Here is a 22,066-nt window from a genome sequence, read left to right as displayed (position 1 = left end):
CCGCGACCGCCAAGTGCTCGGCCACCCGCATGCCGCGGGTGGCCGATTCCATGCCGCGAGTGGCGTGATCGTCTACCAGCGCAACGTCACCGATTCGCCGCGCTTGAGCCGTACGGTCCTGGTCACTGCACCCGCGGTGACTTCGGTGGTACGCCCGCCCACGCTGCGGATCACCGCTTGCGTGACCTTGCCGTCGCGCCAGGACACGTCGACGGAGAAGCCGCCGCGGGCGCCGACACCAGTGATCCGGCCGTCCTTGGCCCACGCGTCGGGCAGCGCGGGAAGCAACTCGATCCGGCCGGGGCGGGAGTACACCAGCATCTCGACCATCGCCGACGGAGTGCCGAAGTTGGAGTCGATCTGACAGATGCTGCTGGTGTCGTCGAGCGGCCATACGTCGAACAGGTTGAGGGCGGCTCCGCCGGTCCTGCCGGTGGACGGCCGCAGATTCCTGGTGATCATCTCGTACGCCTTCTCGCCGTCCTTGAGCCTGGCCCAGCACAGGGCGCGCCAGGCGTTGGCCCAGCCGTACAGGCTCGTGTCACGGGCGACGAGCAGATTCCGGACTCCGGTGACGAGGTCGGCGGGTGAGGACTCCAGGCTGATGCGGTCGCCGGGGAAGAGGCCCATGAGCGGCGAGAGATGGCGGTGCTGGACCTCCCCGAGGTTGTCGGGGGTCATCCACTCCTCCAGCCAGCCGGTGGTGGGGCTGACCTGCGGGAGGTGGAGGCGCTCACGCAGGCCGTCGATGACCTTCCGGTAGGACGCGTCCTTGCCGAGCGTCGCACTGGCGGTGTGGAAGTTGGTGAACAGCGTCCACACCAGTTCCTGCGCGTAGGTGATGCCCATGGCGTCCTGCGGTCCGTGCTCGGGTGACCAGTCCTTGTCGTTCACGAGGACCTCGCGCGACTGCCCGGTGGCGGGGTCGGTGACGGTGACGGGCACCAGCCGCGCCTCCCAGAACTCGCAGGCGCCCTTGAGCAGCGGGTAGATGCGAGCGAGCAGCTTGGTGTCCTGCGTGTACTCGTAGTGCTCGAAGATCGTGTTCGTGAGCCAGGCACTCCCGGCCGGATGCCACTGCCAGCCCGAGCCGCCGTGGATGTTGGTGGAGATGCCGACGGCCCAGCCGGCGACCTTGCCCGAGGAGTTGCGGAAGCGGTTGCGCGGATCGTTGAAGAGCCGCACCGTGGTGTCGGTCCAGGAGGGCAGTTGGGCCAGGCAGTAGTCGGTGAGGGCGTCGAAACAACCGGGCAGGCCGGTCCGGTCGGGCATCCAGTAGTTCATCTGGATGTTGACGTCCGTGTGATAGTCGCCCATCCAGCCGGGATCGTTGGTGTCGATCCACGATGCCTGGAGACCCATCGGCACGCTGTCGCGCGAGCCGCAGATCATGAGGTAACGGCCGAACCCGAGGTAGGACGCCTCCAGTTCGGGATCCGGTGCCGCGCCGGCCTGGGCGCGGGCCTGAAGGCGGGTCCAGGTGTCGAGTCGGCGCTGCTGTTCGGTCGAGGTGCCGAGCGACAGTGTCATCGCGTCGAAGAGGTTCCGGTAGTCGGCGATGTGGGTGTCACTGAGTCTGTCGGGCGCGTGGCGGACTGCCGTACGGACCTTTTCCCGGGCCAGCGTCTGCGGGTCGGCGGACGGGTCGCGGTAGCCCTCGGCGAAGTCCGGGGAGTAGTCGGTGCCGCCGCTGAAGACGACGGTCAGGTCGGCGCAGCCGGTGAAGTCCACACCGGAGTCGTTGGCTTCGACCTGACCGGTGCTGCTGACCGCCGTGATGGCGGCACCGTAGCGCAGGCCGTTGTCGAGGGCGCCGCTGAAGGAAGCAGTGGCGTCGGAGGTGTTGGCGGCGGTGCTCTCGCCGTGGGTACCGGCCAGGGTGACCCGACCGGTGTAGGTGCCGCCACCGCTCTGGGAGAAGTGCACGACCACGACGTCGTCGGGGTGGCTCGCGTACACCTCGCGCAGGTAGGTCACACCATTCTGCGTGTAGGAGGACGTGACCAGGCCGTTGCTCAGGTCCAGGGCGCGGCTGTAGCCAGTGACGGAGTCCAGGGTATGGCCGGGTAGGCCGACGGTGAGGTGGGCGAGTTGGGTCAAGGATCCGAACGTCACCCGGTCATAGGGGAACTGGCCGTCGCTGCTGAGCACGTCATTGCGCCCGCCGGTCCACAGGGTGCCGTCGGTGAGGTAGATCGCTTCAGCGGCGGGATTCCCGCTGACGAGGGCGCCGAGCCGTCCATTGCCGATGGGCAGTCCCTGCTGGAGCATGTTGTCCGCGGCCGCGGGCGCCGCGTACCACAGGCGGATCGCCGTGCCGTCGTCCACCCGGGGGTCGATGGCGGGCCGATTCGGTTCGGCCGCGGCGGCGGTGAAGGCCGGGAGTCCCGCGAAAGCGGCGAGTGATCCTGCGGCACCGGCGCCGGTCAGCGTCAGAAAACTCCGACGGCTCGGGGACTGAGGGCGGGCAGGCTGGCGCGAGCTCATGTGGGCTGTCCTCCGGGGGAGTTCTCATTCGCAGAAAGTGCTGCTCAGAAACGCAGGAGCAACATAAATCGACGAATTGGGGAGCTCAAGGCCCCTGACATTCGCATAGGACATCCCGGGTATTCGTGGAATGCCAGGGGCGCCGGCCTCGGCGCAACTCTGGTGTGTAATCCAGTGTCAACTGGCCGCCGAAAGGCGCCTGGACGGGCAAGGCGCGGACCGACGCGAGCGGGAGAAAAGAGCGGTCCCGACGCCGGCCGGGGAACGGACTGAGAAACCCGACCTTTCCGCACGCAGCGCACCGTTGCGACTACAGCACTGCCCCAATCCGCCACGGGGCGATCTCCTCAGAGCCGAACCCGAACAGCTCCGACTTGCTCGGCTCGCCCGACGCCAGGTCCACCAGGCGCTCGAACAGCCGGGTGCCGGTGGCGATCTGCTCCTCGCGGGTGAACGCCGCTCCGGCGTCGAAGTCCATGTCGCCGACCATATGCCGGTACAGCCGACTGGTCGTGGTGATCTTGAGGCAGGGGGCCGGGCGGGATCCGAACACCGAACCGCGGCCGGTGGTGAACGCCAGCAGGTTCGCGCCGCCGGCCACCATGCCGGTCGCCGACACAGGGTCGTAGCCAGGGGTGTCCATGAAGGTCAGACCGGGGGCCTCGACACGCTGGGCATAGTCGACGACCGCCCGCAGCGGGCTGCTGCCGCCCTTGAGGACCGCGCCCAGCGACTTCTCCCAGATGGTCGTGATGCCCCCGTCGCGGTTGCCGCGCGAGGGATTGTTGTCCAGCTCGGCCCCGTTGGCGCGGACGTACTCCTTCCACCACTCCAGGATCTCGTCGAGCCGGTCGACCAGGCCCCCTTCGGCGGCCCGCGCGGCGAGCAGATGTTCAGCCCCGAAGATCTCCGGGGTCTCTCCGAGGATCGCCCGGCCGCCCGCGGCGACCAGCAGGTCGGCGGCCACTCCCAGGGCGGGGTTGGCGGTCAGGCCGGAGTAGGCGTCGCTGCCGCCGCACTGCAGGCCCAGGGTGAGCCCGGACAGCGGCAGGGGCTCCCGGCGAAGTCCGGCGACCTCTGTCGCGATCACCGCGACTCGGCGCAGCGCCTCGTTCACCGTCGCGGCGGACCCGCCCAGCTCCTGGATGGTCAACTGCTCGACCGGTCGTTGCAGATCCTCCAGGAAGTGCTCGGGCTGGTTGACCTCACAGCCGAGGCTGACGGAGACCACTCCGACCAGGTTGGGATGGGCGGCATAGCCGCGCAGGGTGCGGCGCAGGATCGCATCGCCCGGGCCGCCCTCCGCCAGGCCGCAGCCCAGATCGTGGCCCAGGGCGATCACCCCGTCCAGGCCGGGGGTCCCGGCGTGCGCGGCCTCCGCCGCCCGGGCGACCATCCGGGACACCGTGGCCGCGCAGTTCACCGACGGCAGGATTCCGATGTAGTTGCGCGTTGCCACAGCGCCGCCGGGCCGTTCGTAGCCGAGGAAATGGTCGCGGGTCGGGACGACCGGTGGAGTCCACGAGACGGGGGTCCGCCGGGCGGCGCCGCGATTGGGCGAGGCCGCACCCCTGACCGCGACGTTGTGGACGTGGACATGGCTGCCCAGGGTGATCGGAGTCGTCGCGTATCCGATCACGGCGCCGTATTTCACGATCGCCTGGCCCGCCGGGATATCGGTCAGCGCGACCTTGTGGCCGGCCGGAATGTCCTGGGCGATCGGGATCGGCGAAGGACAGGCATCGCAGACGGTCCCCTCGTGCAGATCGGTCAAGGTCAACGCGACGTTGTCGGCGCTGGGGTCGGACACCAGCAGGCGGGGCCGCCCCACATCCGGGACGCGGCAGGCCGTCGTCTCCTCCACACGAGCTCCTTCAGACTGACGTTCAGAAGTCCGCTGCCGAATCCGGCGCCCACCGCGGTCGTGTCGCACACGGTAGGCCGCGGCGGTTGCTGTCGAAAAGAGTGAGAAACGGATGGAAGTCATCTGTCACGCGACTGACGCCGGAATGGGCATCCATATCCGACCTGCCGCGCGCTCCGCAGATTGCCGAATAGAGTGACCACCGATCCCGAAGAATTCCTTCGGCCGGGAAGCGCCCTCTGCAGATCGGCAGCAGAATGACGTACGCCTTTCGCCCGGGCCTACCCGTCAGTGGTGAAGCGGGCCCGCCACAGGTCGTCGAGCAACGCGATCTCGGCGCCGACCCCTCGCTCCGGCGCCGGAGCGACGAGCAACCCGGTACCGGCTCCCACAGGTACTCCGAGTCGCCGGGCGTCGACGGCTCACCTCACAGGCGCGAGGCCGGGTTCCCGGCCGGAACGCCCCGCACCGTCCACAGCTCAGGCATCCGCCACCGAGTCGAACTCCACCTGACCCCGCGACACGCCCAGTGCGTCCGCGTCCACCGACCGGCGCAGCGCCTCGTGCAGCTTCGCCGGGGTCAGCACACCGAGGAAGCGCGCCCCGTCCACCACGGCGACCCAGCCCGCGTCGTGCTGGAGCATCACGCCGAAGGCCTGCTTCAGCGGGGCGCCCACGGCAACCCAGGAGTTCATCCGGTGGACGAGGTCGCGGACGGAACCCCCGACCCCGAGCTCGTCGACGCCGACCCAGCCATGCAGATCACCCTCGGAGTCCAGGACCACCGCCCAGCGCGCGCCCTCCGCCAGCATCCGGGCCGCCGCCTGCTCGGCGGGCTCGTCGAGCCGGACGATCGGCGGCTGTTCGAGGTCGCTCGGCTCGATCGCGGTCACCGACAGCCGTTTCAGCCCGCGGTCGGCGCCCACGAACTCGGCGACGTACGGCGTGGCGGGCATGCCCAGGACAGCGCCCGGCGTGTCGAACTGCTCGATGCGCCCCTGCCCGTACACCGCGATCCGGTCGCCGAGCCGCACCGCCTCCTCGATGTCGTGCGTGACCAGCACGACCGTCTTGCGCACGGCCTGCTGCATCCGCAGGAACTCGTCCTGCAACTGCTCCCGCACCACCGGGTCCACGGCCCCGAACGGCTCGTCCATGAGCAGCACCGGCGGGTCGGCGGCCAGCGCCCGCGCCACACCGACACGCTGGCGCTGACCGCCCGACAACTGCTCCGGATACCTCGCTCCGTACGTCTTCGGATCCAGGCCCACCAGATCGAGCAGCTCGGCGGCGCGAGCCCGCGCCTTGGCCTTCTTCCAGCCGATCAGCGACGGCACGGTTGCCGTGTTGTCGAGGACGGTCCGGTGCGGGAAGAGGCCGACCTGCTGGATGACGTATCCGATCCGGCGCCGCAGCTGCACCGGGTCGATGGTGGCGATGTCCTCGCCGTTCACGAAGATCTGCCCGGACGTCGGCTCGATCAGGCGGTTGACCATCATCAGGGTCGTCGTCTTGCCGCAGCCGGACGGGCCGACCAGCGTCACGAGTTCGCCGTCGGCGACCTCGAAGGAGAGGCCGTCCACGGCCGTCGTGCCGTCCGGATACCGCTTGGTGACCTGTTCGAACCGGATCATGCCCTCACGCTAACCGCGCCGGTCACTCTCCGCTCAGCAGCACCACCTCAAGGGTGCGCGGACCGTGCACCCCCTCCACCCGGTCGAGTTCGATGTCGCTGGTCGCGGACGGGCCGGAGATCCAGGTCAGCGGGCGGGTCGGGTCGAGGCGTTCCAGGCCCTCGGGCACGGAGGACACCACCTGACCGGGGGCCCGTACGACACAGATGTGGTGGTCGGGAACGAGCGTGATGCGGCGGCGGCCCTGGTCGGGGGAGCCGTCGAGCACGATGGTGCCGGTCTCGGCGATCGCCACCGCACACGCCGTGACCACGCTGTCGACCCCGTCCAGCTCCCGCGGCGTGCTCTGCGCCCGATCGGGGACCTGCTCGACGCCCTCCAGCCAGTGGGACGGCAGCCCCGGCGGCACCAGAACGGTCCGTGAGCCCCGCTCGGTGAGCAGCCGGGTGAGCAGCGACGGCAGGCCGGCGTCATCCGTCCGGTGCACGACGGCCCGATAGTCCGCCAGGTTCTCCGCGAGCAGATCCACCGTCTCCGCGACACTCCGGGCGCCGTGCTCACGCAGATAGCTCCGGTCAATGGCCTGCTCGTACGGCGTGTCGTCCTGTGGTACGTCCGCGATCGCGCGCCGCACCCGGCCCAGGATCAGGTCCCTGCTGCTCACTTCGCCGTGTCCTTTCCACCGTTCGTACGCTGCCACCAGTCCCGGAACGGCTCCGCGGGCACCGTTGGCAGATCACGGGTCTCGCTCCACGCCTTGCCGGGTCCCGGCAGCGTCCGCGGATGGAAGCGGCGGGTGCGGGAGGCGAGCCGCTGGCCGGTGCGCAGGGCGCCGGGGTGGCTGAACGCCCAGCGGGACGCGCGCATCGCCGCGCGCTCGGCGGCATGGCCCTTGGCGGGCTTGAGGACGACCTTGTTGCCCTGGCTGGTGGCCGGCCCGCCCTCGACGATCCGCTCGCGCAGATGGACGAGCACTTCCGGGATGTCGATGGCGACCGGGCACACCTCGTAACAGGCGCCGCACAGCGAGGAGGCGTACGGGAGTGAGGCGTCGATCTCGCTTGCGGTGCCCCGGAGTTGGGGGCTGAGGATGGCGCCGATCGGGCCGGGGTAGACCGAGCCGTACGCGTGGCCGCCGGCCCGCTCGTACACCGGGCAGACGTTGAGGCACGCCGAGCAGCGGATGCAGCGCAGGGCCTGGCGGCCGACTTCGTCGGCGAGCGTGTCGGTGCGGCCGTTGTCGAGGAGGACCAGGTGGAAGGTCTGGGGGCCGTCCTCGTCCGTGGTGCCCGTCCAGGTGCTCGTGTACGGGTTCATGCGTTCGGCGGTCGAGGAGCGCGGGAGGGTCTGGAGGAAGACCTCCAGGTCCTGCCAGGTGGGGAGGATCTTCTCGATGCCGACGACCGAGATCAGCGTCTCGGGGAGGGTGAGGCACATCCGGCCGTTGCCCTCCGACTCCACGACCACCAGTGTGCCGGTCTCGGCGATCATGAAGTTGGCGCCGGAGACGCCGACCTTGGCGCGTAGGAACTTCTCGCGCAGATGGACGCGGGCGGCCTCGGCGAGTTCGGCGGGTGTGTCGGTCAGGCCCTCGGGGGCCGGGCGGCCCCACTCACTCATCTCGCGGACGAAGATGTCGCGGATCTCGCCGCGGTTGCGGTGGATGGCGGGGACCAGGATGTGCGAGGGGCGGTCCTTGCCCAACTGCACGATGAGTTCGGCGAGATCGGTCTCGTAGGCATGGATGCCCTCGGCTTCGAGCGCCTCGTTGAGCGCGATCTCCTGCGTGGCCATCGACTTGACCTTGACGACCTCGCTCTCGCCGGTCGCCTTCACCAGCTCCGTGACGATCCGGTTGGCCTCGTCGGCGTCGGCGGCCCAGTGCACGATGCCGCCTGCGGCCGTGACCGACTCCTCCAACTGGACGAGGTACCGGTCGAGATGGCGGAGGCTGTGGTCCTTGATCTGTTTGCCCGCCTCGCGCAGCTCCGCCCAGTCCGCCAGCTCCGCGACGGCCTTGGCGCGCTTGGTGCGGATCGTGTGGGTGGCGTGGCGCAGATTGCCGCGCAAAGTCGTGTTGTGCACGGCTTCGTGCGCGGCCTTGGGGAAGGCCGGCATACCGACGAACGTCCCGCTCATGCGTTCGACTCCGCTTCCGTGAAGGTCCCCACGACCGTGCTCGGCTCTTCTTCCGTGCTCGCCAGGATCTCCGCGATGTGCACGGGCCGCATGCCCGTGTGCAGGCGGGACATCGTGCCGCCGATGTGCATCAGACAGGAGTTGTCGGCGGCGCACAGCACATCGGCACCGGTCGACTCGGCGTTGCGCACCTTGTCGGCGCCCATCGCCGCCGAGACATCGGCGTTCTTGAGGGCGAAGGTGCCGCCGAAGCCGCAGCACTCGTCGGCGCCGGGCAGCTCGCGGAGTTCAAGTCCCTTGACTGCCTGGAGCAGTCGTTGCGGGCGGTCGCCGAGACCGAGGCTGCGCAGACCGTGACAGGTCGGGTGGTACGTCACCGTGTGCGGGTAGTACGCGCCGACGTCGGTCACGCCGAGCACGTCGACGAGGAACTCGGTGAGCTCGTACGTCTTCGGCACGACCGGCGCGAGCGTGGCCGCGAGAGTGTCCCCGCGGCCCTCGGCGCGCGCCCGCTCGCCCATCCGCGGGTACAGCTCCCGCACCATCGCGCCGCACGACCCGGACGGCGTCACGATCGCCTCGTACTCCCCGAAAACATCGGAGAAATGCCGGGCGAGCGGCTCGGCCTCGTGCCGGTATCCCGTGTTGTAGTGCGCCTGCCCGCAGCACGTCTGCGCCATCGGGAAGTCGACCTCGACGCCCAGCCTGGTCAGCAGTTTCACCACGGAGCGGCCCGTGTCCGGATAGAGCGTGTCGTTGACACAGGTCAGGAACAGGGCGACACGCATCGCGGCTCCTCGGGTTCGATCATCGGATGAGTGCAGCGTACGCGGCGGGCGCGCGACACGGGAGCCCCCTCTCGCGGGCCGGTCGGCGGCCGCCCCTCCGCAGCACGCCAGGCATCCGCGTCGTCCCCGGCTCGCAGCGCCGCAACGGCAGATGTACGAGCCGGAAGTCGCCGTATCGACGCACGGTTGCCGACGGAGTCCGTGCGCGCGGGCCCGCACGAGGACGTTGCCCAGCGCCGCCGCCGCGGCCGTCCCGCTCACCTCCGTACGCCGGCCCGCCGCGACCATGGGAGCCCGCGCCGCCGAGCCTCTCCTTGAGGAGACCGGGGCGGATACCGTGCCCACGCCGAACGAACACCGGCGGGTGGTGCTCCAGCCGGACCTGGTGGTATGCCGTTTCAGCCTGCCGGTGCGCTGAGTGACCGTTCAGTTGTGGCAACCGCCACGCTGAGCCGCTGTTCAGTAGGATTTCTTGATCCCTGGGCTCGGCAGCTCACGGATCATGTGCTCAACTGGGACGCAGCCTGGAATCCGTACGTCTCGGGAGCTCTGTTGACCGTCAGCTACCGCCAGCCCGGTGTCGTCCTCACCGACCGACACTTCACCGTGCCTCTCGACCACGCCGAGCCGGCCGGCGAGAGCATCGAGGTGTTCGCCCGCGAGGTCGTCGCGAGCGAGAAGGCGCACCAGAACCTGCCGTGGCTGGTCTTTCTCCAGGGTGGACCCGGTTTCGGGGCGAATCGCTTTGTCGGCAAGCAGGCCTGGCTCGGCCGAGCCCTGCGGGACTTCCGGGTACTACTCCTCGACCAGCGCGGCACGGGCAACTCCACCCCCGCCAACCGGCAGACCCTGCCCCTGCGCGGCGGCCCCCGCGAACAGGCCGTCTACCTCGCGCACTTCCGCGCCGACTCCATCGTCCGCGACTGCGAGGCCATCCGCCAACGGCTCACCGGCGGTGCCCCCTGGACCGTACTGGGCCAGAGCTTCGGCGGCTTCTGTGCGGTGCACTACCTGTCCACCGCGCCCGAGGGCCTGAGCGCCGCCCTGATCACCGGCGGACTGCCGACCCTGGACGGCCACGCGGACGACGTCTACCGGGCCGCGTATCCGCGCATCGAGCGCAAAGTCGTCGCGCACTACGCGCGTTACCCGCAGGACGTAGAGCGGGCCCGCCGGATCGCGGAGTACCTCCTCCAACACGAGCCGGACCTGCCCGGCGGCTTCCGCCTGACCGCCGAGGCCTTCCAGTCGCTCGGCATCCTCCTCGGCGGCAGCGAGGGCAGCCACCGCCTCCACTACCTCCTGGAGCAGGCCTTCGTCCGCACCCCACAGGGCCCGGCCCTCTCCGACGCCTTCCAGGAGGAGGTGCAGGGGCTGCTGTCGTACGCGGGCCACCCGCTGTACGCCCTCGTCCACGAGGCCTGCTACGCCCAGGACGACCGCCCCACCGCCTGGTCCGCCGAGCGGGTGCGCGGTGAGTTCCCGCAGTTCGACGCGGCCAAGGCCCTCGCGGACGACCGTCCGCTGCTGTTCACCGGCGAGTCCGTGCACCCCTGGACGTTCGACACCGACCCGGCGCTGCGCCCGCTGCGCGAAACCGCCGAGGAGCTGGCCGCCCGCACCGACTGGCAGCCGCTCTACGACACCGCCCGGCTCGCCGCCAACGAGGTGCCGGTCGCCGCCGCGGTCTACCACGACGACATGTACGTCGACTCCGGGCACGCTCTGAGCACGGCACGCGCCATCCGAGGGCTGCGCACGTGGGTGACCGACGAGTTCGAGCATGACGGCGTACGGGCGGGCGGACCACGGGTCCTGGACCGGCTGCTGGCACTCACCCGCGACGAGGTCTGAGGTTCCGAGGCGTGGAGACTCCCTCTAGGATCTGACGAGTCGTCAGGATCCAGAGGGGGCACGGATGATCGATACCACCCGTACCGACATCCCGGAGGGCGAGGAGCGGCTGCGCCTCGACGTCGAGGACGGCATCGGCGTCCTCACCCTCTGCCGCCCGGCGAAACTCAACGCCTGGAGCTGGGAGTCCACGCGCCAACTCGGCCTGTTCGCCGACCGGATGCGGTTCGACGAGTCGATCCGGGTGGTCCTGCTGCGGGCCGAGGGCCGGGCCTTCTGTGCGGGGATCGATGTCGCTGCGCCGGGCGGGGCGATCACCGGCCGCTCCGGCGCCGAGCGTGCCCGCAACTACTACGAGGGCCTGCGCTGGGCGCACGAGCGGTTCGCCGCCTTCGCCCGGCTGCCGCAGCCGGTCGTCGCGGCGGTGCAGGGCTACTGCCTGGGCTTCGGATTCGAGCTCGCGCTGATGGCGGACATCAGGATCGCCGCAGCCGACGCGGTGTTCGCGCTTCCGGAGGCGCAGCTCGGGGTCGCGGTGGATGCGGGCGGTGATCTGCGGATCGCGCGCGAGGCGGGCGCCGGCTGGGCGAAGTTCCTCGCGCTGACCGGACGGCGGCTGGACGCGGTCACGGCGGAACGGCTGCATCTGGTCCAACTTGTCGCCGGGCGGGATGAGTTGGATGCGTCGGCCCGTGGCGTCGCCACCGAGATCGCGGAGAACGGCCCCCTCGCCGTGCAGGGGATCAAGCGTGACATCGACGCCTACGCGGACGCCGGTCTCGCGGCCGCCCTCGACCGCACGGCCATGTCGGCGGCGCTCACTCTGACCTCCGAGGACTCGCGCGAGGGCTACGCGGCCAAGGGTGCTCGCCGCGTACCGTGTTTCGAAGGTAGGTGACCGCACGTTCTGATCGATTCTGATCGGCATGTCGGAGGTATGGGGGGCTGAATGAACGACAAGGAACTGCTCGCGGACCGATTCGAGGAGAACCGTGGCCACTTGAGAGCCGTGGCCTACCGGATGCTCGGCTCGCTGAGCGAAGCGGACGATGCCGTCCAGGAGGCCTGGCTGAAGCTCAGCCGCACCGATGCCGACGAGGTCAGAAACCTCGCGGCCTGGCTGACGACGGTCGTCGGCCGGGTATGCCTGGACATGCTGCGCTCACGTGCTTCGCGCCGTGAGGAGCCCATGGACGCCTTCCATGTACCCGACCCGGTCATCAGCCCCCTGGACCGGATCGACCCCGAACAGGAAGTGCTGCTGTCCGACTCGGTGGGCCTCGCCCTCCTCGTGGTCCTGGAGACGCTGGAGCCCGCCGAGCGACTCGCGTTCGTGCTGCACGACATGTTCGCGGTGCCTTTCGACGACATCGCTACCGTGGTGGGCCGCACCCCGGCGGCGGCCCGCCAACTCGCCAGCCGTGCGCGCCGACGAGTGCAGGCCGCTCCGGCTCCCGACCCCGACATCGGCCGTCAGCGCAAGGCGGTCGAGGCCTTCCTCGCGGCCTCGCGCGACGGGGACTTCGAAGCGCTCGTCGCCGTTCTCCACCCGGACATCGTGCTCCGTGCCGACGCCGGCGCCCCGGTCGGCGGCGCGGCCGCGTCCAAGCTGGTGCGTGGCGCGGCGGATGTGGCCCAACAGGCGCTCTTCTTCCGGCAGTTCTCGATGTCCTCCCGGCTCGTGCTCGTCAACGGCACGGTGGGCGTGGTCGCGACCCTCGACGGCCGGCCGATGTCCGTCATGGGAGTCACCGTCGTCGAGGGGAGGATCGTGGCACTGCACATCCTGGCGGACCCCGAGCGGCTCGCGCGGCTCGACCTCGCCGGGATCCGGGACTGAGCGACGGCTTCGGCACGCGTTCAGTACGCCGTCGGGACGGTCAACCGGTGAACGGGCCCCGCCCCAGTTGTTCCCTCACCGGCACCACCGGCGGGCTGACGATTCCCCTGCGTTGCCAGTTCGCGCCGTCCACCACCAGGGTGTGACCGGTGATGAAACGGGCGTAGGGAGAGGCCAGGAAGGTGGCGGCCCAGCCGAGTTCGCGTGGGGAACCCACACGCAGAGCGGGCTGACGCAGGTCGTGTCCGTCGGCCCGGTCCAGGTTGCCGCGGATGTCGGCGGTCATGTCCTCGTGCGGCATCAGCCCGGGCACCAGCCCGTTGATCTGGATGCCGTACGGCCCCCACTCCACGGCCAGCGTCTCCACCAGGTTGCGTACGCCCGCCTTGGCCGCCGCGCTGTGTGCGAAGCCGGGGCCGCCCGTCCAGGCGTACGACGCGCCGACGTTGATGATCGAGCCGGGTGTGCCCGCGGCCAGATGACGCCTGCCGAACTCACGGGTCATCAGAAACGTGCCGGTGAGCGTGATGTCGACGACCGTACGCCAGGCGTTCGGGGACATCTCCTCGGCGGGTACGGGGAAGTTGGCGGCGGCGTTGTTCACCAGCACGTCCGGGAGGCCGCAGGCGTCGAAGACCGCGGTGATGCGCTCCGGGTCCCGTATGTCACAAACGGCCGTGGTCACTCGCGTGCCCGAGGCCGCCAACTCCTTCTGCGCGGACCGCAGATGCTCTTGATCGCGGCTGGCGATCACCAGGTCCGCGCCGAGCCGGGCGAACTCCGTCGCGATCGCCTTGCCGAGTCCGGTGCCGCCGCCGGTGACCAGGACCAGCGAGCCGTCGAACGTTCCGGGCGGCAGTGCGGTCGCGCCCTGCGGGGGAGGGGCGGGCAGCCCGCGTGGGGCTGGTGTCTTGTCCATGGCTGCCTCGATACCCGGTGCGTCTTCAAATCTCCAGACGCGGGGCGGGGAGGGGCGGGACGTGGTGGTGCAGGTGGAGAAGTTTTCGCCGCCTCCGCCCCTACTCGTCCCTTGTCCCTGGGGCTTCGCCCCAGACCCCGCCAGGGGCTCCGCCCCCTGGACCCCCGCTCCTCAAACGCCGGAGGGGCTGAAAGATCTCAGCCCCGGCCGGGAAATGATTCAGCCCTCAGGCGTTTGAGGACGAGCGCGTTCAGCGCGACAGCGGGGGTCTGGGGGCGGCAGCACCCAGGAAGCAAGGGACGGGTAGGGGCGGAGGGGCGGAAAACGCATAGCCCCAGTTCAGTAGGCTGGACGCCATGCAAGAGGACAGCGCAACTGCGCGTGACCGGCGCCTCGACCTGGAGGCGGACTGCGGCGAGTGCTTCGGGCTGTGCTGCGTCGCCCTGCCCTTCACCCGGTCGGCCGACTTCGCGATCGACAAGGACGCGGGGAAGCCATGCCCGAACCTGGGGACCGACTCCCGGTGCGGCATCCACACGGAGTTGCGGCAGAAGGGCTTCACGGGCTGCACGGTGTACGACTGCTTCGGCGCCGGCCAGAAGGTCTCGCAGATCACCTTCGGCGGCCGGGACTGGCGCGCGGGGACCGGCGAACGAGCGCGGCAGATGTTCGACGTCTTCCCGGTCGTGCGCCAACTCCACGAACTGCTCCGGTATCTCGAGGAGGCCCTGACGCTTACCGCCGCCCAACCCCTCCACGCCGACCTCCACCACGCGCTCGACGACACCGAGCGCCTCACGCGCCGGACCCCGGAGGAACTGGGGGAGCTGGATGTGGGCGCGCACCGGCAGCAGGTCAACGTACTGCTGCTGCGGACCAGCGAACTCATGCGCGCCGGAGTCGGCCGGGGGAAGAAGAAGGACCGCCGGGGCGCCGACCTGGTGGGCGCCCGGCTCAAGGGTGCCGACCTGCGGGGTGCCGACCTGCGCGGCGCCTACCTCATCGCCGCCGACCTGACGGGCGCAGACCTGCGAGGCGCTGACCTGATCGGCGCGGACCTGCGGGACACCGACCTCACGGACGCCGATCTGACCGGCGCCTTCTTCCTGACCCAGCCGCAGCTGAACGCGGCCCGGGGCAGCGCAGGGACGAAGCTGCCGGGGTCACTCACCCGCCCGGGCCACTGGAGCGCCGAGCACTGAGTCAGGTGCGGGAGTGCGGCCTTCGAGGTGCAGTCGCAGACCTTCCGGCATCAGCGTCAGCCGTTCGGCCACACGGAGCCGGTAGCCGGGGTCCGGCCGCAGCTCGTAGCGGCGCAGCAGCAGCCCCAGCACCAGCGTCGCCTCGTGCAGCGCGAACTGCCGCCCGATGCAGGCCCGCGCCCCGGTCCCGAACGGCTTGAAGGTGTGCGCGCGCCGGGCCCGTACCGCCTTGGCGTCGAAACGCTCCGGGTCGAACTCCTCGGCGTCCACGCCCCAGACGTCCGGATCCCGGTGCAGCATCGCCGTCAGGACCAGCGCCCACGCTCCCTGCCGCATCGGGTGGACGCCGCCGAGGACCGTGCCACGGCGGGCCTCGCGCGCGAAGGCGGGCGCCGTGGGCCAGAGCCGTAGCGACTCGTCGAGAACGCGGCGTACGTACCGGAGCCTGGCGACCTGGTCGTAGCCGGGCCGGGCCGTGTCGCCCCACACGCGGTCGACCTCGGCGCGGGCGCGGGCGGCGACGTCCGGGTGCCGGGAGAGGTAGTGCAGGGCGAAGGAGAGGGCGCCCGAGGTGGTCTCGTGGCCCGCGACGAGGAAGGTGATGACCTGGCGGCGGATGTTCTCCGGCGTCAGGCGTTCCCCGGTCACGGGGTGGGCGGTCTCCAGCATGCGGTCGAGCAGGTCCCCTTCTCCGCTTGAGGACTGACGGCCCGTCACCACGGCGTCGACCGTGCGGTTGAGATACGCGATGTCGGCCGCGTTGCGACGTGAGGGGCCGCGGAGCAGCAGCGGGGCCAGGGGAGCGGGGACGGAGTTGAGGCGCTGGGCGTACGTCAGTGTGCCCACCATCGCCTTCACGAAGGGATGTGGCCGCGAGCGTTCGAAGGAGCCGAAGTCGTGGCCGAATCCGGTCCGCGCGATCGTCTCCAGTGTCAGCTTCGTCATGTCACCGGGCACGTCGACCGCGTTCCCCGAGGCCCGCTCCCGGTCCCAGCGGTCCATCAGCCGCTCGGTCACCGCGAGCATCATCGGGTGGTAGCCCTCCATGGCCTCGCGGCTGAATCCCGGAGCCAGGACGTCGTGCGCGAGCTGCCAGTTCGGCTCGTGGTTGTACGCCGTGAACAGGCCGTCCCCGGCGACCGGCCGGAGGTTGGCGACGCCGAGGCCCACATGCTTGCTGAACCGCGACTCGTCGGCCAGCTCCGCCGCGAGGTCCGCGCCCCAGACGAACACGATCTCCTTGCCGAAGCCCCTGCGCCGGAAGATCGGCCCGAGCCGCCGCCCGAGTCGCAGCGAATCCTGAATGGGCGTACGGACGTTGGCGCCGATCGCGTCGCCGATCAGCGGAACCCGGCGCGGCGGATGCGGGATGCGGTGCAGCTCCGGCCAGCCCAGCTCGGCACTGCGGAACCCCTTGGGCAGCGTGGCCGCCGTCGTCTCCGCCATGAGCCATCTCCCTTGTCATTACGGCAGATTGAGTCTGTTGTATGCCAGTTCAATAGCGGATTTCAGTCTGATCCCGTTGTTGAACCAACGTCAAGTAAAGTGCGGGCATGTCCGGGAACCAGGGGGAGCGGGTACGCCGCCGCCTCAGCACCGAAGAACGCCGGGAGCAGCTTCTGTCGGTCGGGGCATGCCTGTTCTCGGAGAGCCCGTACGACGAGGTGTGGATCGAGCAGCTCGCCGAGATCGCCGGAGTCTCCCGCGGGCTGCTCTACCACTACTTCCCGACCAAGCGGGACTTCTTCGCGGCCGTCGTCGAGCGCGAGAGCAGGCGGATGCTGCGGATGACTGCGGCGGTTCCCGGCATTCCGGTGCGCGAACAACTCGCCGCGGGCCTCGACACCTTCCTCGGCTATGTCGAGCAGCACGCGCACGGTTTCCGCGCCTTCCACCGCGCTGACGCGGCCGGCGACCAGGCCGTCCGGCAGGTGTATCGGCAGGCGCTGGCCGCGCAGGAGCGGCAGATCCTGGCGGCGCTCGCCGCGGACCCGGAGATCGGCCGGACGCCCGAGGGGGAGCCTGAGCTGCGGATCGCCGTTCGCGGGTGGCTGGCCTTCACCACGGCCGTGTGCCTGGAGTGGCTGCGGGGCTCGGAGTTGAGCCGGGATCAGGTGCGCGATCTGTGCGCACGGGCGCTGCTGGGTGCGATCGCTCCCTGAGGTCGGCTTCGGTCTCCGCTCGTCAAAAGCGTTCTCAAAGGATGGCGCGTGGTTGGCGTACACCCGGATCTTCGATAGCTTAGGCAAGCCTTACCTAAGGAGGAGTCTGATGGGTGACCGTCACACCTGGACGGCCGCGCCTGCCGCGGCGGAGCGGGCGCGCTCGGTGCTCGCCGCGGCATGGTCATGCGCGGTGACCGCGGAGGGCGGCCGGGAGGAGTTCGTCGGCGCGCACTCCGTGGCCGCGGACGGCAGGATCCTCCTGCATGTGCCGGACGACAGCGTGCTGCTCACGGCCGCGATCTGCGCACCCCGCGGCGAGCCGTCCGCGGTGCTGGAGTTCGCCGACGTCGCACCCGTTCCCGTACGGAACCGGATCCGCGCCCGCCTGTGGCTCGCCGGCTGGTTCGCTCCCGAGGACGGGCATCTCGCGTTCCGTGCGACGCGGGCGGTGCTGCGTCAGCCCTCCGGGACGGTCGTGGTCGACCTCGACGAGCTGGCCGACGCCGACCCGGACCCCCTCGCCACGGCGGAGTCCGCGCTGCTCACCCATCTTGCCGAGGCCCATCCGGACGCGGTCGACCGGTTGACCCGGCTCGTCGAACCGGACAGTCTGCACGGCGCGGTGCGCGTCCAGCCTCTCGCCGTCGACCGCCACGGACTCACGCTGCGGATCGAGCGGATGCGCGGCAACGGCGACGTACGCCTGCCCTTCCACAAGCCCGCCGACACGGTCGCGCAGCTCACCGAGCGGATGCACGTCCTGCTCAACCAGGCCAGCGCCGCGTCCTGCCCCCGTGCGCTACAACGGCAGCGCACAGACGGCGACGGGTGAGGCGAACGGCTCACCCGCGAGCCGGAGTTCACCGCTCTCGTCGTCGACGTGGAAGACGCTGACGGTACTCGACCTCTGGTTCGCCGCGAACAGCAGCTTCTCGTTCGGTGAGAAGGCGATGTGGCGCGGGAAGTCGCCGCCGACCGACACGGTGTCCAGCAGCTTCAGGCGGGCACCGTACGCCTCGATCGCGTACCGCGTGAGGCTGTTGTGGCCCCGGTTGGCGAGATAGGCGTACGACCCGCGCGAGGTCACCAGGATCTGCGCCGGATAACTCGTGCCCGACCCCGTTCCGGTGGGCTGCGGGTCGCCCGGTGTGAGCCGCCCGGTGGCCGGGTCGTAGGCGCAGACCACGACCGTGTTGTCGACCTCGTTGGCGAGATAGGCGAAGCGGCCGCCGGGGTGGAAGGTGAGATGGCGCGGTCCTGCACCCGGGCGCGTATGTGCCTGGGAGATCTCGGTGAGCGTGCCCTTCGACTCGTCCAGACGGTAGGTGTAGACGGTGTCGGTGCCCAGGTCGACGGCGAGCACATGACCGCCGTCGGGGCTGGTGATGAACTGGTGGGCGTGCGGCCCCTGTTGACCCGGACCGGGCGCGGGGCTTGAGTGCGTGACGAGGTCGGTACGCTCACCGAGCGCCCCAGAGCCGCCGATCGGGTGCACGGCCACACTCCCCGACCCGTAGTCCGCGCTCAGCAGCCAGCGCCCGCTCGGATGCACGGACAGATGACAGGGGCTCGCGCCCCCGGTGGCGCGTGTGCCGAGAACGTCGTTCCGGGTGAGGCGTACGGCCGTCACCCTGCCCGCCTCCCGCTCGTCGACGGCGTACAGCGTGCGGCCGTCCGGGTGGGCTGCGAGATACGAGGGATCGCCGACGCCGGTGATGACGCCGCCCTTGCCGGTGATACGGCCCGTCACGGAGTCGTACGTGGCCAGGCCGATGCCCTTTCCGCCGCCCTCGACCGAGGTGTACGTCCCGAGAAACAGCGGGCGGGATCCCAAGTCACCGATGGACGGCGCGGACGAGCCGGCCGTCGGTGCGGTCGCCCCCGCCGCGGGGCCGGCCGTCGGCGGAACCGTCCTGGGATCGGCCGGCGAGGGATCCGAGCCGAGGGTGGCGCCCGCCGCGACCGTCGTCACCGAGCCGACCCCGGCCAGCGCGCCGACGAAACGGCGCCTGGTCCAGCCGCCAGGGCCCGAGTCGCGTGGCCGGTCTGCCTCACTGCTCATGCCTGCACCTCGGGTGTCGGTGGCCTCACCTGTCACAGCCACCTTGGCGTGCGACACCCGAGAAGTGCAAGAAGGGCAATGAGCGTTGCGGACCGCGCAACGTGATCTTGGCCGGTTACCAGTCACCGTCCTCGACCGGCTTGCCCGACGCGTCCCCGAGCGGCTTCACCTGGCCGGGCGAGGGCTGCTGCCAGGGCTCGTGGTCGTCGCCCAGCCAGTCGCCGACCGGCTGCACGGAGCCGAGCGTGTCCGTGGGGGAGAGGTCCGTGGCGTCCTGGTCGTAGTAGTCGAACCAGGGGAGCCCCGCCCTGGTGTAGGCCGCGCGGTCCACGGGGGACGGCGGGGGCGCCTCGCCCGTGATGCGGCGCCACTCCGGAGGCGTCACCAGGTGGACGAACACCCGCCCGGCGGGCTCCTCGGCCCAGGCCTCGAGCGGCCGGTCGTCCGCGTAGACCTCCTGACGCATCGAGCCGCCGACCCCGAGCCCCATCGCCGGAGCGCTCCTCGCCGGGCCGCCCGGCGCGCGGGCGGGACCCGGTGCGGCGCCCGGAGCGGGAGGTGCGGCCATCGGGAACGCGGCGCCGTAGCCCCCGCCGAACGCCGTCATCTCCCTGCGCGCCGCGGTCCTGCGCCGCTCCGTCTCGCGCCAGGCGCGCAGTTCCTCCTCGCGCAGCGGGAACGACTGCAGTTGTACGCCGCCCCACACCTCCTCGCCGGTGACCTGGCCCTCGACGGTGGCGCCCAGGCCAAGGGGCACCGCCACGAACTGACGGACCGTGCCCTTGCCGGAGTTGATCCCGTCGAGCCACGGCTGACGGGGCAGCACCACATAGTTCTGCGGATCCCGGCCGAGCCGGGAACTCCACGGCTTGCCCGAGACCGCGCACACCTTGCCCACGCCGACCTGCAGAGCGGCCGGCTCCGCCGTACCCCCGAAACTCAGCCACATCGCCTCGCGCAGATACACCGGCAGCATCACCCCGCCGCGCGCCCGCCATTCGGCAGGCACCGTGCCCGCGTAGTCCTCGACACGACGTATCGGGAACTCGCCGAGTCCCGGGGGCAGCGCGTGGGTGCCCTTCTCGGGCAGGCGCAGGGTCCGGATGAACCGCACCCGCACCTCGCCCGGCAGGCGCAGCGTGTTCCCGTCGATCCGTACGGTGCTGTCGGTCATCCGTCCGCTCCCCTCGTCGTTGTGAGGCACGCTTGTGAAGCGTCCTCGCGGCTGCTTCACCTGGATGTGCGGCCTCCTCACCTAGAACGACGGGAAGCGGTGCGCCGGTTCCTGCGCAGCACCCGCGGGACGCGCAGATAGGGGCGCAGCCGCGTCAGCCGTGGCCAGCGCTCGCGGTCCTCGCGTGCGCAGCGGTCGAGCTCCTCCAGGAGCCGTCGGGACCGGTACTCCGTGTCGAGCTCGGCGATGATGCGGTTGACCTCGGTGAGCACCGCGCCCTGCAACTCCCACTGGCTGGCGTCGCGCTGGATCTCCTCGAGGAACAGCTGGGCGAGCTTGTCGCGGGTGGCGGCGGCCGTGGTGATCTCCGCGGCGAGCCGCTTCTCCGCCGACTCGGCGCTGCGGGAGACATCGGTGGTCACCAGGACGGCGAAACTGACGATGGCGTTGGCGACCTCGGACAGCAGCTGCTCAAGCGCGGCCCCGGCCTGCGGCTCGAACAGCGGCTCCGGCTCGCGCTCCTTGGCCAGGTCGGTGAGGCTGCGCGCGAGCACCCGCAGGACCACGGTGCAGATCTCCAGCGTGTCGAGACCGGTGCGCAGCACGACCCGGTGCAGCAGGCCCTCACGTACGCGCGGATTGAGCTTGAGGCTGTCCTCGGCCTGCCGCAGCGCCGCGTCCACCTCGACGATGTCGTGGTCCAGGCGGCGTGCCTCGTGCAGCCGCTCGGCCGCCAGCGAGGCCGGGGTACGGCCCGCGACCTCCTCGCCGATCCGCAGCATCAACTGCCGCATCCGGCGGGCCAGATCCTCGATGGACTCGCCGGCCACGCCCACCCACACCGGTGGCGCCAGTACGAGGTTGCAGGCGAGCCCCACGACCGCCCCGATCAGCGTTTCCAGCACTCGGGCCCAGGCCGTGTCACCCACCCTGGTGACGCCCAGGATCAGCATGGCGCTGATCGCCACCTCGGGAACGAACTCGCTGACCCGTACGAGATGACCCACCGCCAGCGAGGTGATGATCAGCAGGGCCAGACTCCACCAGGTCAGCCCGACCAGGCTGCTGAAAGCGATGGCGATGATCACGCCGGCGACCACGGAGTTCACCCGCCGGATGCCGGTGGTGATCGTGGCGTACAGCGTGACCTGCACGACGAGCAGGGCCGTCAGGGGAGCGGTGAGCGGTGCGGGCTCGGGGCTGAGGTGCAGGGCGATGACGTACGCGATCGTCGCGGCCGCCGCCGATCTGAGCGCCTGGACGACCACAGGCTCTCGTCGTCGCTTCACGAGCTGGGCGACGGATGTCGCCCACTCACCACGGTCCCCTCTACGTTCCTGTCGCACCCTTGGGCCTTTCCCGTTCCATAGGTGCATCGAACGTGTGGGGGGAAAACCGCATCTCCACCGACGAGTTTCCCCCCGACTCTCCGCGGGGGCCCGTCGGATGGTTCGAACGGGTCCGGCACGGGAGCCTCGGAGCATGAAAAAGCACCGGTCCGGAACCGTTCTGGCCCTCCTCGTCTGCCTCGGCGCACCCTTGCTCGGCGCGCCCCCGGCATCCGCCGCCGAGGCGGTCGACCACAAGGTCGTCGACGCTCTCGAACGCGACGCGCACCCGCTGCGGACAGTGGAGCCGGGCGGCGACACCACTGATCTGCGCGCCCTCGACCGGATGATCGGCCACGCGCGCGTGGTGGGCGTCGGCGAGGCCACCCACAGCTCGCACGACTTCTTCGCCCTCAAGGACCGTGTCTTCCGCCACCTCGTGGAGGAGAAGGGGTTCCGCACCTTCGCCCTTCGAAACCGAGCTGAGCCTGCCCGATGATCACGCCATCACGCCGGGGAATCTCAAGATCACCGACAGAGTCGCTCAATACCGCACTAGTAGGACTCCGTTAGGTTGCTCTGGCTCTTGAGTTTGGGCTGGTGGCGGATG

The 22,066-nt window shown here is 70.5% G+C and carries 17 protein-coding genes and 2 pseudogenes; 8 read left to right on the top strand and 11 right to left on the bottom strand.

Annotation, left to right across the window (positions count from 1 at the left end; genetic code table 11):
- Window positions 1-72: 72 nt before the first annotated feature.
- The 6 genes from ACFWP7_RS18015 to ACFWP7_RS17990 form a co-directional block, all read right to left on the bottom strand.
- Complete coding sequence (locus ACFWP7_RS18015) at window positions 73-2,487, bottom strand: glycoside hydrolase N-terminal domain-containing protein (protein WP_384382502.1); 2,415 nt, start codon at window positions 2,485-2,487, stop codon at window positions 73-75.
- Window positions 2,488-2,797: 310 nt separating this feature from the next.
- Window positions 2,798-4,351: a UxaA family hydrolase gene (locus tag ACFWP7_RS18010; protein ID WP_384382501.1), complete on the bottom strand. Its 1,554-nt coding sequence runs from the start codon at window positions 4,349-4,351 to the stop codon at window positions 2,798-2,800.
- A 479-nt stretch (window positions 4,352-4,830) separates the two neighbouring features.
- The gene (locus ACFWP7_RS18005) at window positions 4,831-5,985 is read right to left on the bottom strand and encodes an ABC transporter ATP-binding protein (RefSeq protein WP_384382500.1); all 1,155 of its coding nucleotides are present in this window, start codon (window positions 5,983-5,985) and stop codon (window positions 4,831-4,833) included.
- Between the two features lie 22 nt (window positions 5,986-6,007).
- Complete coding sequence (locus tag ACFWP7_RS18000; RefSeq protein WP_384382499.1) at window positions 6,008-6,649, bottom strand: lactate utilization protein C; 642 nt, start codon at window positions 6,647-6,649, stop codon at window positions 6,008-6,010.
- Entirely contained in the window at window positions 6,646-8,124 is a 1,479-nt protein-coding gene (locus ACFWP7_RS17995) for a LutB/LldF family L-lactate oxidation iron-sulfur protein (RefSeq protein WP_384382498.1), read from the bottom strand. The genes ACFWP7_RS18000 and ACFWP7_RS17995 overlap by 4 nt, the downstream gene beginning before the upstream one ends.
- Window positions 8,121-8,912 carry a (Fe-S)-binding protein gene (locus ACFWP7_RS17990; protein WP_384382497.1) on the bottom strand — a complete coding sequence of 264 codons (792 nt, stop codon included), beginning with the start codon at window positions 8,910-8,912 and terminating at the stop codon, window positions 8,121-8,123. The genes ACFWP7_RS17995 and ACFWP7_RS17990 overlap by 4 nt, the downstream gene beginning before the upstream one ends.
- Window positions 8,913-9,147: 235 nt before the next feature.
- On the opposite strand from ACFWP7_RS17990, the pseudogene ACFWP7_RS17985 reads away from it, so the two are divergent.
- The 4 genes and pseudogenes from ACFWP7_RS17985 to sigJ form a co-directional block, all read left to right on the top strand.
- Window positions 9,148-9,330, top strand: a pseudogene (locus tag ACFWP7_RS17985) (LacI family transcriptional regulator); the annotation flags it as partial.
- A gap of 134 nt (window positions 9,331-9,464) precedes the next feature.
- A complete protein-coding gene (locus ACFWP7_RS17980; RefSeq protein ID WP_384382496.1) occupies window positions 9,465-10,766 on the top strand; it encodes an alpha/beta fold hydrolase in 1,302 nt (433 codons plus the stop codon).
- Window positions 10,767-10,830: 64 nt separating this feature from the next.
- Window positions 10,831-11,664, top strand: coding sequence for an enoyl-CoA hydratase/isomerase family protein (locus ACFWP7_RS17975; RefSeq protein ID WP_384382495.1), 834 nt, complete (start codon window positions 10,831-10,833; stop codon window positions 11,662-11,664).
- Between the two features lie 51 nt (window positions 11,665-11,715).
- Window positions 11,716-12,606, top strand: a complete 891-nt coding sequence (gene sigJ, locus ACFWP7_RS17970; protein ID WP_384382494.1) for an RNA polymerase sigma factor SigJ — start codon at window positions 11,716-11,718, stop codon at window positions 12,604-12,606.
- Window positions 12,607-12,646: 40 nt separating this feature from the next.
- Here sigJ and ACFWP7_RS17965 read toward each other — a convergent pair whose 3' ends face one another.
- On the bottom strand, window positions 12,647-13,525 hold the full coding sequence (locus ACFWP7_RS17965; RefSeq protein WP_384382493.1) for an SDR family oxidoreductase: 879 nt from the start codon (window positions 13,523-13,525) through the stop codon (window positions 12,647-12,649).
- Window positions 13,526-13,881: 356 nt separating this feature from the next.
- Here ACFWP7_RS17965 and ACFWP7_RS17960 point away from each other — a divergent pair, with 356 nt between their 5' ends.
- Window positions 13,882-14,727: a pentapeptide repeat-containing protein gene (locus ACFWP7_RS17960; RefSeq protein ID WP_384382492.1), complete on the top strand. Its 846-nt coding sequence runs from the start codon at window positions 13,882-13,884 to the stop codon at window positions 14,725-14,727.
- On the opposite strand, the gene ACFWP7_RS17955 is transcribed toward ACFWP7_RS17960, so the two are convergent.
- Window positions 14,689-16,173, bottom strand: a complete 1,485-nt coding sequence (locus tag ACFWP7_RS17955; protein WP_384382491.1) for a cytochrome P450 — start codon at window positions 16,171-16,173, stop codon at window positions 14,689-14,691. The genes ACFWP7_RS17960 and ACFWP7_RS17955 overlap by 39 nt on opposite strands.
- 107 nt (window positions 16,174-16,280) lie before the next feature.
- Here ACFWP7_RS17955 and ACFWP7_RS17950 point away from each other — a divergent pair, with 107 nt between their 5' ends.
- Both ACFWP7_RS17950 and ACFWP7_RS17945 read left to right on the top strand, forming a co-directional pair.
- The gene (locus ACFWP7_RS17950; RefSeq protein ID WP_384382490.1) at window positions 16,281-16,889 is read left to right on the top strand and encodes a TetR/AcrR family transcriptional regulator; all 609 of its coding nucleotides are present in this window, start codon (window positions 16,281-16,283) and stop codon (window positions 16,887-16,889) included.
- Window positions 16,890-16,998: 109 nt separating this feature from the next.
- Window positions 16,999-17,724, top strand: coding sequence for a DUF2470 domain-containing protein (locus ACFWP7_RS17945; RefSeq protein ID WP_384382489.1), 726 nt, complete (start codon window positions 16,999-17,001; stop codon window positions 17,722-17,724).
- On the opposite strand, the gene ACFWP7_RS17940 is transcribed toward ACFWP7_RS17945, so the two are convergent.
- The 3 genes from ACFWP7_RS17940 to ACFWP7_RS17930 form a co-directional block, all read right to left on the bottom strand.
- Entirely contained in the window at window positions 17,692-18,954 is a 1,263-nt protein-coding gene (locus ACFWP7_RS17940) for a lactonase family protein (RefSeq protein WP_384382488.1), read from the bottom strand. The two genes, ACFWP7_RS17945 and ACFWP7_RS17940, sit on opposite strands and share 33 nt — an antisense overlap.
- A 115-nt stretch (window positions 18,955-19,069) precedes the next feature.
- Complete coding sequence (locus tag ACFWP7_RS17935; RefSeq protein ID WP_384382487.1) at window positions 19,070-20,128, bottom strand: hypothetical protein; 1,059 nt, start codon at window positions 20,126-20,128, stop codon at window positions 19,070-19,072.
- Window positions 20,129-20,205: 77 nt separating this feature from the next.
- On the bottom strand, window positions 20,206-21,504 hold the full coding sequence (locus ACFWP7_RS17930; protein ID WP_384382486.1) for an aromatic acid exporter family protein: 1,299 nt from the start codon (window positions 21,502-21,504) through the stop codon (window positions 20,206-20,208).
- Window positions 21,505-21,610: 106 nt separating this feature from the next.
- On the opposite strand from ACFWP7_RS17930, the pseudogene ACFWP7_RS17925 reads away from it, so the two are divergent.
- Window positions 21,611-21,928, top strand: a pseudogene (locus ACFWP7_RS17925) (erythromycin esterase family protein); the annotation flags it as partial.
- Window positions 21,929-22,066: the final 138 nt, after the last annotated feature.

The sequence above is a fragment of the Streptomyces sp. NPDC058470 genome (genome assembly GCF_042721055.1).
GTDB lineage: Bacteria > Actinomycetota > Actinomycetes > Streptomycetales > Streptomycetaceae > Streptomyces.
Note: the sequence above shows the minus strand (reverse complement) of the source record. Positions and strands in the feature narration are given on the sequence as shown.

What these genes read in the sequence shown, in the direction of transcription:
- ACFWP7_RS17965 (WP_384382493.1), bottom strand. Translation starts at nt 13,525, where the DNA reads ATGGACAAGACACCAGCCCCACGCGGGCTGCCCGCCCCTCCCCCGCAG.
- ACFWP7_RS17975 (WP_384382495.1), top strand. Translation starts at nt 10,831, where the DNA reads ATGATCGATACCACCCGTACCGACATCCCGGAGGGCGAGGAGCGGCTG.
- ACFWP7_RS18005 (WP_384382500.1), bottom strand. Translation starts at nt 5,985, where the DNA reads ATGATCCGGTTCGAACAGGTCACCAAGCGGTATCCGGACGGCACGACG.
- ACFWP7_RS18015 (WP_384382502.1), bottom strand. Translation starts at nt 2,487, where the DNA reads ATGAGCTCGCGCCAGCCTGCCCGCCCTCAGTCCCCGAGCCGTCGGAGT.
- ACFWP7_RS17950 (WP_384382490.1), top strand. Translation starts at nt 16,281, where the DNA reads ATGTCCGGGAACCAGGGGGAGCGGGTACGCCGCCGCCTCAGCACCGAA.
- ACFWP7_RS17955 (WP_384382491.1), bottom strand. Translation starts at nt 16,173, where the DNA reads ATGGCGGAGACGACGGCGGCCACGCTGCCCAAGGGGTTCCGCAGTGCC.
- ACFWP7_RS17990 (WP_384382497.1), bottom strand. Translation starts at nt 8,912, where the DNA reads ATGCGTGTCGCCCTGTTCCTGACCTGTGTCAACGACACGCTCTATCCG.
- ACFWP7_RS17930 (WP_384382486.1), bottom strand. Translation starts at nt 21,504, where the DNA reads ATGCACCTATGGAACGGGAAAGGCCCAAGGGTGCGACAGGAACGTAGA.
- ACFWP7_RS17960 (WP_384382492.1), top strand. Translation starts at nt 13,882, where the DNA reads ATGCAAGAGGACAGCGCAACTGCGCGTGACCGGCGCCTCGACCTGGAG.
- ACFWP7_RS17940 (WP_384382488.1), bottom strand. Translation starts at nt 18,954, where the DNA reads ATGAGCAGTGAGGCAGACCGGCCACGCGACTCGGGCCCTGGCGGCTGG.
- sigJ (WP_384382494.1), top strand. Translation starts at nt 11,716, where the DNA reads ATGAACGACAAGGAACTGCTCGCGGACCGATTCGAGGAGAACCGTGGC.
- ACFWP7_RS17935 (WP_384382487.1), bottom strand. Translation starts at nt 20,128, where the DNA reads ATGACCGACAGCACCGTACGGATCGACGGGAACACGCTGCGCCTGCCG.
- ACFWP7_RS17995 (WP_384382498.1), bottom strand. Translation starts at nt 8,124, where the DNA reads ATGAGCGGGACGTTCGTCGGTATGCCGGCCTTCCCCAAGGCCGCGCAC.
- ACFWP7_RS17945 (WP_384382489.1), top strand. Translation starts at nt 16,999, where the DNA reads ATGGGTGACCGTCACACCTGGACGGCCGCGCCTGCCGCGGCGGAGCGG.